11 protein-coding genes and 1 pseudogene are annotated in these 13,379 nt (G+C 66.6%); 10 read left to right on the forward strand and 2 right to left on the reverse strand.

The features are described from left to right. Positions 1–280: 280 nt before the first annotated feature. On the forward strand, positions 281–1,285 hold the full coding sequence (locus LY05_RS14710) for an ATP-binding protein (protein WP_170259026.1): 1,005 nt from the start codon (positions 281–283) through the stop codon (positions 1,283–1,285). Positions 1,286–1,357: 72 nt separating this feature from the next. Here the strand turns inward: LY05_RS14710 and LY05_RS15225 are convergent. Both LY05_RS15225 and LY05_RS14715 read right to left on the reverse strand, forming a co-directional pair. After that, a pseudogene (locus tag LY05_RS15225) lies at positions 1,358–1,507 on the reverse strand (protein NO VEIN domain-containing protein); the annotation flags it as partial. A gap of 115 nt (positions 1,508–1,622) precedes the next feature. Then, entirely contained in the window at positions 1,623–2,702 is a 1,080-nt protein-coding gene (locus LY05_RS14715) for an IS5 family transposase (RefSeq protein WP_148923668.1), read from the reverse strand. Positions 2,703–2,850: 148 nt separating this feature from the next. Here LY05_RS14715 and cas3 point away from each other — a divergent pair, with 148 nt between their 5' ends. The 9 genes from cas3 to cas2e are packed head-to-tail and all read left to right on the forward strand — an operon-like array spanning position 2,851 to position 13,009. Then, entirely contained in the window at positions 2,851–5,343 is a 2,493-nt protein-coding gene (gene cas3 / locus LY05_RS14720) for a CRISPR-associated helicase Cas3' (protein WP_170259028.1), read from the forward strand. Between the two features lie 51 nt (positions 5,344–5,394). Further along, positions 5,395–6,870: a type I-E CRISPR-associated protein Cse1/CasA gene (gene casA, locus LY05_RS14725; RefSeq protein ID WP_148923670.1), complete on the forward strand. Its 1,476-nt coding sequence runs from the start codon at positions 5,395–5,397 to the stop codon at positions 6,868–6,870. Beyond that, on the forward strand, positions 6,867–7,397 hold the full coding sequence (gene casB / locus LY05_RS14730) for a type I-E CRISPR-associated protein Cse2/CasB (RefSeq protein ID WP_148923671.1): 531 nt from the start codon (positions 6,867–6,869) through the stop codon (positions 7,395–7,397). The genes casA and casB overlap by 4 nt, the downstream gene beginning before the upstream one ends. After that, on the forward strand, positions 7,394–8,491 hold the full coding sequence (cas7e, locus tag LY05_RS14735; protein ID WP_148923672.1) for a type I-E CRISPR-associated protein Cas7/Cse4/CasC: 1,098 nt from the start codon (positions 7,394–7,396) through the stop codon (positions 8,489–8,491). The genes casB and cas7e overlap by 4 nt, the downstream gene beginning before the upstream one ends. Then, positions 8,484–9,191 carry a type I-E CRISPR-associated protein Cas5/CasD gene (cas5e, locus tag LY05_RS14740; RefSeq protein ID WP_170259029.1) on the forward strand — a complete coding sequence of 236 codons (708 nt, stop codon included), beginning with the start codon at positions 8,484–8,486 and terminating at the stop codon, positions 9,189–9,191. The genes cas7e and cas5e overlap by 8 nt, the downstream gene beginning before the upstream one ends. Next, the gene (locus tag LY05_RS14745; protein WP_148923674.1) at positions 9,188–11,095 is read left to right on the forward strand and encodes a DUF262 domain-containing protein; all 1,908 of its coding nucleotides are present in this window, start codon (positions 9,188–9,190) and stop codon (positions 11,093–11,095) included. The genes cas5e and LY05_RS14745 overlap by 4 nt, the downstream gene beginning before the upstream one ends. Further along, positions 11,095–11,748: a type I-E CRISPR-associated protein Cas6/Cse3/CasE gene (gene cas6e, locus LY05_RS14750; protein WP_211356340.1), complete on the forward strand. Its 654-nt coding sequence runs from the start codon at positions 11,095–11,097 to the stop codon at positions 11,746–11,748. Before LY05_RS14745 ends, cas6e begins: the two co-directional genes overlap by 1 nt. Before the next feature lie 23 nt (positions 11,749–11,771). Further along, positions 11,772–12,686 (forward strand): type I-E CRISPR-associated endonuclease Cas1e, encoded by a 915-nt coding sequence (cas1e, locus tag LY05_RS14755; protein WP_211356341.1) that lies wholly within the window; start codon positions 11,772–11,774, stop codon positions 12,684–12,686. Further along, the gene (gene cas2e / locus LY05_RS14760) at positions 12,683–13,009 is read left to right on the forward strand and encodes a type I-E CRISPR-associated endoribonuclease Cas2e (RefSeq protein ID WP_170259030.1); all 327 of its coding nucleotides are present in this window, start codon (positions 12,683–12,685) and stop codon (positions 13,007–13,009) included. The genes cas1e and cas2e overlap by 4 nt, the downstream gene beginning before the upstream one ends. The last annotated feature ends 370 nt before the right edge of the window (positions 13,010–13,379 follow it).

Genomic DNA, 13,379 nt, shown 5'->3' on the forward strand with positions numbered 1-13,379 from the left:
AACCGCGCCCTCGCCGGGCATGATCCCGGCGAGCGGTCTCTGTCCAGGCCATCGTGCACTCCATCTCGTCTCGCAAACGGACGGAATCACAACCTGCTGAGATCGCTCAACTCTTTTCGGGTTCGGCTCTTAGAATCGTGACCTGGAATTTGACGCCGTCCCGCACTCAGTAGCGCTTGAACATGGCTGTCCAAGCATGTATTTTATGACAAAGGTAGCGCCTGACCGTGGGCATGCCCAAATTCTGATATTTTCTAGGCTATTGGAAAGCTGATTTCGAATGCGCGTGGACGTCCCCTACGATTTGTCGCCGGTTAGCCTCGCGGGGTTCGCCTGCATGCTCCGAGATCTTCCAGACGCAGACGAATACGTGTTCCACTTTGGCGGCGAGCGTTGGTTCCCTCCGTTTTCGATGCTGTTCCTTTCTGCTCTGCTTCGCCAGTTCCGAGGCAATCGACCAGAAGCTGGTCGACTAGCACGGGATCATGAAAATCACTCATACGCAGCGCATTTCGGCTTCTTCCGATCTTTTGGTCTCCAACATGGGAATGCTCCCGGTGAGGCATCTGGAAGTTCTAGGTACGTTCCGATCAGCGAGCTTGATGTCGCGGAGATTTGCCAAGAGGCACGCGACTCCTTTCAGGAAGTAGGAGACGTAATTGAGGGGAAAGCCGCCGAGCTTGCTGGGCTACTTACGCGCCATCAGCAGGGAGAGTTGCAGGATACCCTTACATATTCCATCCGCGAGATCATGCGAAATGTCGTCGAGCATAGCCGTTCTGAAAAGATTTACATTTGCGCTCAATATTGGCCCCAACGCCATGAAGTAGAAGTTGGAATTGTCGATGACGGCATCGGCATTCATAGGGCTCTCACCAGGAACCCAGCCTTCGATGGCTTGACGGAACCGGAAGCCCTTCAGATGGCCTTGATGCCCGGAATCTCCGGGAATCCTCACGCCGGGCGGAGTAACGACCAATGGAACAATTCTGGCTATGGCCTCTATATGACCAGCCGCATCTGCCGGAACGGTGGAATTTTCCTGATATGTTCGGGCGGAACCGGAATTGAGCTAAGCAACGAAGGGAAGCATACATTCGATTCGGATTTCCGAGGGACTGCAATCAGGCTAGTAATCGACACAACCAATTTAAGTGCATTGCGGGAACGTCTCCAACAGTTTGCTGCGCAAGGACGAGTTGCAGCCGCTCAGATCGCCGGCGCGAACGTCAACGTGGCTTCTGCTGCATCTCAGATGCTTACCCGAGATTTCCGGCAAGAATAGGCATCTATAGAGCCGTAAGGCGTTGTAATCTTGTGAAGGCGATCAAGCGGCGCAAAGGAGCTGCTTCGGGAGTCAGTGGAAACTCGCCTGAAAGGACGTCGCGGTCAGCGAGACATGCGCGTCCAGCGGCGGGTGCAGCTCGAATGCCTTCGGCTCGCGCGCAAAGTTCCAGAGCCGGAACAGGGACCATTCCGAACGCCGTTCCTCGGCCACGGCCATCTGGACACCCGCAACAACCCTCTGAATTGGTCGCGTTTGGCAATTTTGGGCAGGTTGAGACAGGGGCTTTTACCGGATCGGTGTGATCCGGGGCGGATTTCTGCGATTTCGGACGGATTCATTCCCTGGCGTTTCTGCGCTCGTGCAAGATCAGGCGGTCGAAGTTGTAGGCGAGGTTGGCCAGCGTCAGTTTGGCCTCGGCGCGCGCGAGGCCGATCGTGCGGATGAACAGGCCGAAGCGGTTCTTCTGGTGCGCGAAGACGCGCTCCACGCGGGCGCGGATCGACGACTTCTTCGCATTCGCTCGCGCCGTCGCCCTGGGCAACGGCTTTCCGGCCGGTTTGCGCCGGTGGATGCGGCTGGTCATCAAGTGCCTGGCCAGCCACTTCTCGTTCCTTTGCAAGCGATATGCCGTGTCTGCCCAGACCTCGGAGCTCGTGTTCTCCCGGTCGATGAGATTTGGCAATTGTCGCCCATCCGTCTCCGACGCCGACGTCACGACGCTTTCGCGGATGAAGCCGAACCGCCGGTCGATGCTGATGCGGGATTTGCAGCCGAAGACCGGCGCCGCGATCTGCGGCAGGGGCATGCCGTCGGGGCGATGCCGGATCCTGCCGCCGACCTTCGGCGTCCAGCGCGCATCGGTGCCCTTCTGGGCGGCCTTGTTCGGCTCGTCGGGCCAGATCTCGGCGGCACTCTTCCCGGCCTTGATCGCCGCCTTCTCGGCATCGGCATTGCGCTGTCTGGGCGCCTGGATCAGGCGGGCGTCGGCAATCTGGCCCGACATCGGGATATAGCCCTTCTCGCGCAGGCGCCACTCGAACGCCTTCATCGCCCGCTTCAGCGTGCCCGCCTCGGTCAGCCGGTTGCGGAAATGCCGGATGGTGTTCTCGTCAGGGGTTGGCGCGCCCAGATCAAAACCCAGAAACCGCATCCACGAGAGCCGGTCGCGGATCATGAATTCCATCCGCGCATCGCTGAGATTGTGCCGTGCCTGCAGGATCAGCGCCTTGACCATCGCCACCGGGTCGAACGGCGGCCGGCCGCCCCTGGACCCGTCACCATAGCCGAGCCCCTCGACCAGCCAGCCCCGGAAATACTCGAAGTCTACCGTGGCATCGAGAACCTCGAGCGGATCGCCGTGCTTGCTGAGAGCCTCAAGGTGATCGGAAAGGCCGAACAGATTGCTGGGATTCATGACCGCACCTCCGTGCCGCCACGGAATCACACGTCGCCTCGATCCGATAGGTTCTTGCGGGTGTCCACCTGCCTCGCCGCCATGATCATGGCTTGCGCTCGGCTATGGGTCAGACATTATGGGTCCGCATCCTAGGCGTCCGGTGAAAATGGTGGCAGGATCAACCTTCGGAGCGTTGTGTCTCCATTGGCCGGGCAAGAGCGCGGACGCGTCCGGGCGAGAGCATCCGGCCGTCTTGCATATGCTGGACGTGGCGGCCGTCTGCGAACGGCTCGCCGAACCCTTGCGCATCGCGGAGGGGGTGAAGAAGGCGTTGGTCCTTCTTTCCGCGCTTCATGACCTGGGCAAGATTTCCGACAGCTTTCGCGCCATGCTGCGTGACCGGCGTCCTCAGGCCTTTCGCCACTGGGAGATAACGGAAGCCTTCCTGTTTTATCACGACGGACGAATTGGCGAAGCGCTTGGCGGGAGCGAGGGCGCGCGACGCGAGCTTTACGCCGCAGCGGCTGGGCATCATGGGCGCCCGTCGCAAAGGATTCTGTCGATGAACCGCTCGAACACCGGTCCGGGCGGAGAGTGGAAGAGGATGATTGACGCGGCGGGGGAGGAGGCGCTTGAGGCCGCCGGGGCAGCGATCGAGATCTTTCTGGGCCTATGGCCCGACGCTTCGCTTGTCGATCTTGATGCCACGGCGAAGGCGCGGCCGCTTTCCTGGAGGCTGAACGGGCTTTTGACCGCCGCCGACTGGATCGGCTCGAACGCCCTTTGGTTTCCGTCCTGCCCGCCATGCGCGGACGCGCAAGCATATCTCGACTCTGCGCGTGAGCGGGCGCGGCGCGCCGTTGCGGCGTCGGGGGTCGCGACGCCTTCGCCTTCAAGGACCCGGCTTTTCGATTTCAGTTTTCGCCCGATGCAGGCGGCCTGCGCCGAGGCAGAGCTGCCCTCGGGGCCGATGCTGGCTTTCATCGAGGACGAAACGGGCTCGGGAAAGACCGAGGCCGCGATGGTCCTGGCTCAAAGGATGCTGCTGGCGGGCAAGGGGCGAGGGCTTTACGTGGCGTTGCCAACCATGGCGACCGCCGACTCGATGTTCCGTCGGCTGAGGCCGATCCTTCCGAGGATGTTCGTTTCGGCTCCGACCTTGACGCTTGCGCATGGCCGCGCGGGCCTGACGAAAGAGTATCGGGACCTCGTCCTCTCGCCCGAGCGGATGCAGGATGAAGCCGGCCCAACGGAGTGGTTGCGGGATTCGCGTCGCAGAGCGCTCCTGGCCAATGTCGGCATCGGCACGATCGACCAGGCTTTGCTGGCGGCGGTCAGGGCGCGGCATGCGACCCTGCGCCAATATGGGCTTTCCGACAAGATCTTGATCGTGGACGAGGTGCACGAGATGGGCGACCCATATATGGGCGTCCTGCTGGAGACGCTTTTGCGGCTGCATGCGGCTTTGGGCGGTTCGGCCATCTTGATGTCCGCGACGGTTCCGCGCGATTTGCGATCGAGGTTGTTCGCTGCTTTTGGCGGCGGCGCCCGCCCCGATCTTGATGAGCCCGGCTATCCGGCGTTGACGGTCTCGGGCGCCGCGCCACGCCCGGTGGCCCCCGCGGGCTTGGCGCGCGGCGCGTTGAAGGTCGAACGCCTTGACGCGCCGGAGCGTGCGCTCGGTCTGTTGGAGTCCGCGGCTCGCGAGGGCGCCGCGGCCGTGTGGGTCCGAAACGCGGTGGATGAAGCCATCGAGGCGGTGAAAGCGCTGCGCGAGCGAGGAGTTCCGGCCGACCTTCTGCATGCCCGTTTCGCGCTGTGCGATCGCAAGCGGCACGAGGCCGCCATCCTGTCCGCGTTCGGCAAGGATCGCGCGGCGCGTCCCGGTCGGGTTCTTGTGGCGACCCAGGTAGTGGAATCTTCGCTGGACCTTGATTTCGATGTGATGATCAGCGACCTGGCCCCAATGGCCGCCCTGATCCAGCGCGCCGGGCGGCTCTGGCGACATATGGATCGGCGGCCGGCTGCGGCGCGCGCGGTCGCGCGTCCTGCGCTGCATGTCCTGTCCCCCGATCCCGCCCATGTGGAAGGCCCTGGCTGGGCGCGCGACCTTCTGGGCGGCGGCGCCCATGTCTATGATCTGGCCACCCTTTGGCGCAGCGCGAGCGTTCTTTTCAATGCCGGCGAGATCCGCGCGCCCGAGGCGCTGCGGGCGCTGATCGAGGCCGCGCATGGCGACGCCCCCGTCCCCGCGTCGCTCGAGCGTGCCGAGTTGCGCGCCGAGGGGCGATCCGGCGCGGCCAAGGCCCATGCTTTCCAGAACCGGATCGAGTGGGACAAGGGCTATCGCGCCGGCGCGAGCGGGGCCGGAGATGCCGACTATCCCACCCGGCTCGGCCAGCCTCAGCGAATTCTGGTTCTGATGCGGCCCGACGGCGCGCCCTGGTCGGGCGGCGCGTGGTCGGTCGACAGCTGTCAGCTCTCTGAAGTTTCGGCCAGCGAGGCTCGCCTGTCGAAGCTGGCCCTGCCCGAAAGCGCGCCGCCCGTAGCTCTGCCGGATTGGCTGGTCGGCACGCGCAGCTTCGTGACGGTGGCCGAGAATGGCGAAATCTGCGAGGGGCTTGGTTACGAAGAAGATGCCGGCCTCATGTTCACTTGACATTTCGCCCGAGGCGCCGAACCTCGGGCTGTGGTTGTTTTTGGTGATTTGATGCTCAACCTTGTCAACGATGCCTGGATTCCGGTTCGCCGCAAGGATGGCGGCCGCGCGGCGATCGCGCCCTGGCAGATGGCCGATGACGATCTGGCCTTCCTGGACTGGCCCCGCCCCGATCTGAACATCGCCTGTCTGGAGCTCCTGATCGGGCTCGTCTTCCTTGCCGATCCGCCGCGCGATGCCGACGATTGGCGCGACCGCTGCGCGCCCGACCCCGATCGCCTGTGCGAACGTCTTGCGCCCTTCGCTCGGGCCTTCGAGCTGATGGGCGACGGTCCGCGTTTCTGTCAGGATCTCGAGCCGTTCGAGCGCGGCGCGAAGGCCCCCAAACCGCCCGACATGCTGTTCATCGACAGCGCGGGCGAACAGACGATCCGCAACAATGCCGACCTGATGGTCAAACGGGGTCGTTATCTCGCGCTGGAGCCCGCGCTGGCGGCGATCGCGCTCTATACGCTGCAGGCCCATGCGCCCTCGGGCGGGGCGGGCAACCGCACTTCGATGCGCGGCGGTGGGCCGATGGTCACGCTGGTCGATCCGGGGCGGGGGCTGTGGTCGCTGATCTGGGCCAATGTGCCCGATGGCACGCCCGCCACGCCGGAAGTTCTGCCGTGGATGCGCCCCACGCGGACATCCGAGAAGGGCCAGCAGGTTTTTCCGCAGGACGCCCACCCGGCCGAGTGGTTCTTCGGCATGCCCCGCCGCCTGCGCCTTGTCGGTGAACGGGGCGCGGTCACGGGCGTCGTCCAGCGCCCCTATGGCGCCAACTATGCCGGCTGGGAGCATCCCTTGACGCCGCATTACCGGGTCAAGCCGGGCGCCGATCTGTTGCCCGTGCATCCCCGCGCCGGTCTGTTCGGCTATCGCAACTGGCTGGGCGTGGTCGCCCGAAAGGCGTCCGAGGACGATACCGCGCGACGTGCCGCCGTGGTGGAAAGCTGGCATGAGCGCAGTCCGGCCCATGCCGAGGTCATCGTGGCGGGCTGGTCGATGGACAACATGAAGCCGCGCGACTTCATCTTCTCGCGCGCGCCGCTCCTGGACCTGTCCGACGAGCTGGCCGAGCGGGTTGAGGGGCTGGTCGAGGCGGCCGAGCAGATCGCCTCGGCTCTGCGCGCCGCGCTTGCGCCGCTTCTGGCCGAGGGCGAGGCTCGCGAGGCCGCCCGAGAGGATTTCTTTTCCCGCACGCAGGGCGCCTTCGAGGCGCGGCTGGCCGAGTTGGCAGCTGTCAACTCCGACCCCGATGCGGTGGCGCGCGGCTGGCTGGACGACCTTGGGCGGGCGGCGCTGCTACTCTTTGATTCCCATGCTCTGCCGGGCCTGGCCGAGCGCGACATTCGTGGCCAGCAGGCCATCGTGCAGGCACGGCGCAACCTGTCCGCGACGCTTGCGGGCCATGGAAAGACGGGGCAGGGAGCGTGGCGCGCCCTTGGTCTGACCCCGCCCGAACAGAAACGGAGGCGCGGATGAGCGAAACCGAATCCGGCAAGCAGCCCACACGCGGCGAAAGGGCCGCAGCCTGGTGGCGCGAGCGTCTGGCCAATCGCGACAGCGGCGCGGCACGGGGGTTGTCCGCCCGCCTGCGCCGGGCCCATGCGCTGGCCGCGCTGGCCGAACCGCAGGTGCAGGCGCTGGCGCGCGATCTGGGCCTTGGGGAAGGGCAGGCCGACACGCTGCTGCGTCTTGTCTGGGCATTGGCCGAGCTGCGCGAGAGTGACGGCCACAGTCTTGCCCGACGCCTTGGCGGACCCGAGCCGGTCATGTCGCATCTGCGCTTTCAGCGCCTGATGCGCGCCGAAGGCGAGGAATTCTCAACCGCGCTGCGCCGCGCCATCGTCATGTCCGACCGGCGCTGCGACGTCGCGCGGCTGGCCGCTGACCTTCTGGTCTGGGACCACCCACAATGGGGCGAAGCCGCCCGCCGACGCTGGATCTTCGACTATTTCGCGGCGCCAGCGCCCGGCACGCAGGAAACTTCCGGGGAGATTGCCCAATGACGACCTTTGTTCAGTTCCACCTGCTGACGCCCTATCCGCCATCGAACCCCAACCGCGACGACCAGGGACGCCCCAAGCAGGCCCTGGTCGGCGGCCATCCGCGGCTGCGCTTGTCCTCGCAATCGATCAAGCGGGCGGTGCGAGAGACGGCGTATTTCCTGCAGGATCTTGCCGGCCATCGCGGCGCCCGCACCAAGCGTATCGCCGAGAAGGTCGAGGAGAGACTGATTGCCAACGGCGCCGCGCCCGAGACCGCGCGCGAAGCTGCCCAGACCGTGGCCAAGGTCTTTTCGAAGCTCGAGGCCGAAAAGGACGGAAAGCCGCCGCTGACCACCACGCTGGCCTTTGTTTCGCCCGAGGAATGGCAGGCCGCGCATGACCTTGCCGACCGTCTGGCCGCGGGCGAGAAGATCGCGGACAAGGACATCAAGAAGATGGTCCTGCGACATGCCGACGGCGCTGTGGACATCGCCATGTTCGGCCGGATGCTGGCCGACGATCCTGACTACAACCGCGAGGCTGCGGTGCAGGTATCCCATGCCTTCACCACCCACCGCGCGATGGCCGAGGACGACTGGTATTCCGCCGTCGACGATCTCAAGACCCGCGAGGAGGATTCCGGCGCCGGCCATATCGGCGAGGCGGGCTTCGGCTCGGGCGTCTATTACCTTTACGCGTGCGTCAACGTGGACCTGCTGGTGGACAATCTCGGCGGCGACCGGGCGCTGGCGGCCAAGGGAATCGAGGCGCTGGCCCGTGCGCTGGCCACAGCCACGCCGCGCGGCAAGCAGAACAGCTTTGCCCATCATCCCCTCGCCCATTACATCCGTGTCGAACGCGGCGGCCGCCAGCCGCGCGACCTGTCGGGCGCCTTCTTCAAGCCGGTCGATCTGCGCACCAACCACCCGAACGGGGTTCTGGGCGCCTCGGTCGAGGCCCTGCGCGACATGGCCGCCAAGATCGACGCCGCCTATGGCGCCATGGCCGAGGCGGTCGAGGAGATGCACATGCACGAAGGCAAGGGCAGCCTGGATGCGATCGCCCGCTTCGCGGCCGATGCCGTCCAGACCCTGCCCGAGCGCGAAGATGCATGAATTCCTGATCTTCACCCTCTCGGCCAGCCTGGCCAGTTTCGGCGACGTGGCGGGGCATGAACGGCGCGGGTCCTGGACCTGGCCGGGGCGCTCGGCCATCCTGGGGCTGCTGGCGGCGGCGCAGGGGATCGGCCGCGAGGGCGACTTTGCCGCGCTGGACGCGCTGCGCCTGGCGGTGGCAAGCTTCGGCGCCGGCGACGTGATGCGCGACTATCACACGGTGCAGACCGTGCCCACTGCGGCCGTCCGCCGCCCGCAATCGCGGCCCGAGGCCTTGCTCGCGGCGGGGCGGGGAGTCAACACCACGATCACGCTGCGCGACTACCGCACCGACATGGTTTTCGGGGTGGCCGTGGCGGGCGCGGGGCTTGCGGCGCTCGCCCGCGCGCTGGAACGGCCCGCCTTTCACCTCTACCTGGGGCGCAAGGCCTGTCCGCTGAACGCGCCGCTGGACCCCCGGATCGTCGCGGCCGCCGACCCGGTCGAGGCCCTTGCGCAGCTGCGCCTGCCGCCGTGGTGGCCCGAGGCCGACCGGACGGCGCGCATCCTGCATTCCGATTGCGGCCTGTTCGGCCCCGGACGCCCCGTAACGCAGCTCCAGACCCGCCACGACGCGCCGCTGGACCGGCGCAAGTGGCATTTCGCCCCGCGCGCGGTCGAAACCCGCAGCGTCGAGATCACGGCACAGGTGGCAACATGACCTTTGAAACCAACCCGCGCTTTCTGCGCGACCTGTTGAACGACGCCCATCAGGGCAAGCTGCAACTGCCGGATTTCCAGCGCTCCTATGTCTGGGGCGACGACGATGTGCGCAGCCTGATCGCCTCGATCGCCCGGGGCTATCCCGTGGGGGCGCTGCTGACGCTGGGTGCGGGCGGCGAGGTGAACTTCAAGCCGCGCCTGCTGGAGGGGGTTGAGGCCGAGCGCAAGGCGGCGGGGGAGGGACCCGCCCGCCCCATGCCCGACGAGCTGCTGCTGGACGGCCAGCAGCGGATCACCTCGCTCTACGGCGCGCTGATCGGCGCCCTGCCCATGCGCGTGCGCAAGCCGCAAAGCGAACGGATTCACCTCGAGCGCTATTACTACCTGGACGTTCCGCGGGCGATGGAGTCGGGCGAGGACCTGGAATCCGCCATCATCGGCGTGCCGCGCGACCGCCTTCTGCGGGGCCGGTTCGGAGGGATCGAACGCGACCTGTCATCCCGCGAGCGGGAATTCGAGGAAGAATGCCTGCCGCTGAAGATCGTCTTCGACCAGGGGACGCTGATGGAATGGCTGTGGAAATACCAGCAGTTCTGGACCGACCGGGGCGAGGATCGCGGTCAGCGCGCCAACCGCCTGATGACCCAGCTCATCCAGCCCCTGCAAAGCTACCAGATGCCGGTCATCCGCCTGTCGCGCGACACCAGCCGCGAGGCGGTCTGTCTGGTCTTCGAAAAGGTCAATGTCGGCGGCAAGAAGCTGGACGCGTTCGAGCTGGTCACCGCGATCTTCGCGGGCAGCGAGGACCCGCTGGATCTGCGGCGCGACTGGGAAGCCCGCCATGCCCGCATCGCTCGCGGCCCGCATCTGGCGGGGCAGGAGAACCGTGTCTTCGACGACCTGCGTGGCTTAGACTTCCTGCAGGCCGTGTCGCTGTCCATCACCCATGCGCGCCGGCGCGCCGAAGAGGCGCGGATCGCCAGCGACGACCCCGACGCCCGGGCGCGGCTGCCGCAGGTCAGCGCCCGGCGCGACGCGCTGCTGGCGATGCGGCTTGCCGATTTCCGCGCCCATGCCGGCGCCGTCGAGGACGGCTTTCGAGAGGCGGGCAAATTCCTGAATTCACAGCGTATTCTGTGGTCTCGCGATTTGCCCTATCCGGCCCAGCTGGTGGCGCTGGCCGCGATCATCGCGATCGCGGGCAAGGCGGCCCAGAGCGCGGCGGCCAAGGAGAAGCTGGCGCTGTGGTTCTGGCGCACCTCGCTGGCCGAGGATTACGGCACAAGCCCCGAATTCAAGCTGGCTCGCGACGCCGAAGAGGTCGCCCGCTGGCTGGCGGGCGGGCCCGAGCCAGAGAGGATGCGGCTTCTGACCTTCAACCGCGACCGGCTGCATACGCTGCGCGTGCGCCTCTCGGCAGCCTACCGGGCGTTCTCGGCGCTGCTGATGCGCGAAGGATGCCGTGACTTCATCACTGGGCAGACGGCCGAGATCTCGACCTTCGGCAATGACCCGATGGATTTGCACCACATCTTTCCCCGCGCCTGGTGCGCCAAGAAGGGGTTCCGGCGCGAGGAATACGACTCGATCCTGAACAAGACGCCGCTGACGGCGGCGTCGAACCGGGCGATCGGGGGTGCGGCCCCGTCGGAATACCTGGCGCGGATCGAACGCGATCACGGCCTGAGCCCCGCGCAGCTGGACGAAATTCTGCGCAGTCACCTGATTGAGCCTGACTTCCTGCGCAGGGACGATTTCGAAGGCTTCATCGCCGACCGGGAAGAAAAGCTGGCCGCGCTGGCGGCGCGTGCGATGGGGCGCGAGGGCGTCGTCGAACGCCGCGCGCCTACCGAACCGGAGTTGGAAAGCGCCGACGAAGACCGCGATGAGGATGCCGCTTGATGTATCTGTCACGCTTGACGCTTGACCGAAAACCAGACGTGGCGGCGCTGGGGCCGCTGCTCGAGCCTGCGCATGAAGGCCGGCGGATGGATGCGCATCATCGGCTGATCTGGTCTGCCTTCGCCGGCGACCCGGCGGCTTCTCGCGATTTCCTGTGGCGCGACATGGGGCGGGGCCAGTTCATGGTGCTGTCGCCGCGCCCGCCGGCTGCCTCGGCCTTGTTCGAGTCGCCCGAGGTCAAGCCCTTCGCCCCCGAATTGTCTCCGGGCGATAGGTTGGCCTTCGTCTTGCGCGCCAACGCCACGCGCGCGCGCAAGGGCGCAGGGCGCGTCGATGTGGTGATGGACGCGCTGAAGGCCGTGCCAAGGCCCGAGCGCGCCGCGCGGCGGATGGAGATCGCCCAGAAGGCGGGCGCAGACTGGCTGGCTGGGCAGGGCGCGCGCGCTGGCTTTCGGGTGCTCGACTGCCATGTCGGCGCCTATGACGTGCGCGATCTGCCAGGACAGGGCAGGCGCCGGCCCCGCTTTGGCGTGCTGGACCTGGAAGGCGTGCTCGAGATCACCGACGCGCAGGCCTTTCTGGCGCGCCTGCGCCAGGGTTTCGGCCGCGCCAAGGCCTTTGGATGCGGGCTGATGCTGATCCGTCGGGCTTGATCGAGGGCGGTGCGATGCCCCGGATGCCCGGACTGCCCCCGCCGCGCCCGATCCCGCTGAAGGAGCGGGCCAGCCTGGTCTTCGTTGAACGCGCGCAGCTGGATGTCGAGGATGGCTGCTTCGTCGCCGTGGACGAGGGCGGCGTTCGCACCGTCATCCCGGTGGGCGGTATCGCCTGCCTGTTGCTCGAGCCCGGCACGCGCGTCAGTCACCGCGCAGCGGCCCTTGCCGCGCAGGCGGGAACGCTGCTGACTTGGGTCGGCGAGGGGGCGGTGCGGCTGTATTCCGCCGGACGGCCGGGAGGAGAGCGCGCCGACAAACTGTTGTGGCAGGCGCAGATCGCGCTGGACGATTCTGCAAGGCTGCGGGTGGTGCGCAAGATGTATGAGATCCGCTTTGGCGAGCCCGCGCCGCAGCGCCGCTCCGTCGATCAGCTGCGCGGGATCGAGGGCGTGCGCGTGCGCGAAACCTATGCCCTGCTGGCGCGGCAGCATGGGGTCGAGTGGCGCCGCCGCGCCTATGACCCCGGCGACTGGGACGCGGCGGATCTGCCGAACCGGTGTCTGTCGGCCGCGACGGCCTGCCTGCATGGCCTGTGCGAGGCGGCGGTGCTGGCGGCGGGCTATTCCCCGGCCATAGGCTTCCTCCATACCGGCAAGGCGCTGTCCTTCGTCTATGACATCGCCGATCTGTGGAAGCTCCAGACCGTCGTGCCCGAGGCGTTTCGAATCGCGGGGCAGGCGCAGAAGGGGCGGCTGGACATGCCGGTCGAGCGCGCGGTGCGCCATGCATGCCGCGACGCCTTTCGCCGCTCGCGGCTGCTCGAGAAGATCATTCCCCAGATCGAGGAGGTCTTGAGCGCAGGCGAGCTGCCCCGCCCCCCGGCGCCGCCCGAGGCGGCTGGCCCCGCGTTCGCCGATCCGCAGGAGGGACCATGACGCTGATGGTGGTGACGGTGACCAACGCGCCGCCGCGTCTGCGCGGCCGGCTGGGCGTCTGGCTGCTCGAGGTGCGGGCGGGGGTCTATGTAGGCGACTACTCTACGCGTGTGCGCGAGCGGATCTGGGACCAGGTCTGCGCCTGGATCGATCAGGGCGATGCCGTGATGGTATGGGCCGCGCCGACCGATCAGGGCTTTGACTTCGCCACAGTGGGGACGAACCGGCGAATGCCGGTTGACTACGACGGACTGAAGCTGGTTCGCTTTCTTCCGGCAGATCACCCGAGTCTTGCAAACTCCGCCCCTCGCGGGAAGCGGTAGACCCTTCGCCGATCGGTCTCGACGCGATGCGCGCAACAGCGCGCGTTTGTCGGTCGCGGCGCGGGCCCGCCGCCTCGGGGCCCGCGAACCGGCCGGATCCCCGGTAAGCTCTTTGACAACGGAATAGGCCCGGTAGTACAAGCGTTTGCAGGAAGAGCGTTCCCCGCACACGCGGGGATGACCCGTATTTTTGAGTGTAAGCCGCATTCGCGGCGTCGCGTTCCCCGCACACGCGGGGATGACCCGTGTTCGCCGCGCTCTTCACCGTCTTCTGCTGGGCGTTCCCCGCACACGCGGGGATGACCCGGTAAGAAGATGGTCGAATTTGACTTCGACGCCGCGTTCCCCGCACACGCGGGGATGACCCGTC

Source organism: Oceanicella actignis, assembly GCF_008124525.1.
Lineage (GTDB): Bacteria > Pseudomonadota > Alphaproteobacteria > Rhodobacterales > Rhodobacteraceae > Oceanicella > Oceanicella actignis.

Coding starts and splice junctions, on each gene's coding strand:
- LY05_RS14710 (WP_170259026.1), top strand. CDS start 281: ATGCGCGTGGACGTCCCCTACGATTTGTCGCCGGTTAGCCTCGCGGGG.
- LY05_RS14715 (WP_148923668.1), bottom strand. CDS start 2,702: ATGAATCCCAGCAATCTGTTCGGCCTTTCCGATCACCTTGAGGCTCTC.
- cas3 (WP_170259028.1), top strand. CDS start 2,851: ATGGTGGCAGGATCAACCTTCGGAGCGTTGTGTCTCCATTGGCCGGGC.
- casA (WP_148923670.1), top strand. CDS start 5,395: ATGCTCAACCTTGTCAACGATGCCTGGATTCCGGTTCGCCGCAAGGAT.
- casB (WP_148923671.1), top strand. CDS start 6,867: ATGAGCGAAACCGAATCCGGCAAGCAGCCCACACGCGGCGAAAGGGCC.
- cas7e (WP_148923672.1), top strand. CDS start 7,394: ATGACGACCTTTGTTCAGTTCCACCTGCTGACGCCCTATCCGCCATCG.
- cas5e (WP_170259029.1), top strand. CDS start 8,484: ATGCATGAATTCCTGATCTTCACCCTCTCGGCCAGCCTGGCCAGTTTC.
- LY05_RS14745 (WP_148923674.1), top strand. CDS start 9,188: ATGACCTTTGAAACCAACCCGCGCTTTCTGCGCGACCTGTTGAACGAC.
- cas6e (WP_211356340.1), top strand. CDS start 11,095: ATGTATCTGTCACGCTTGACGCTTGACCGAAAACCAGACGTGGCGGCG.
- cas1e (WP_211356341.1), top strand. CDS start 11,772: ATGCCCGGACTGCCCCCGCCGCGCCCGATCCCGCTGAAGGAGCGGGCC.
- cas2e (WP_170259030.1), top strand. CDS start 12,683: ATGACGCTGATGGTGGTGACGGTGACCAACGCGCCGCCGCGTCTGCGC.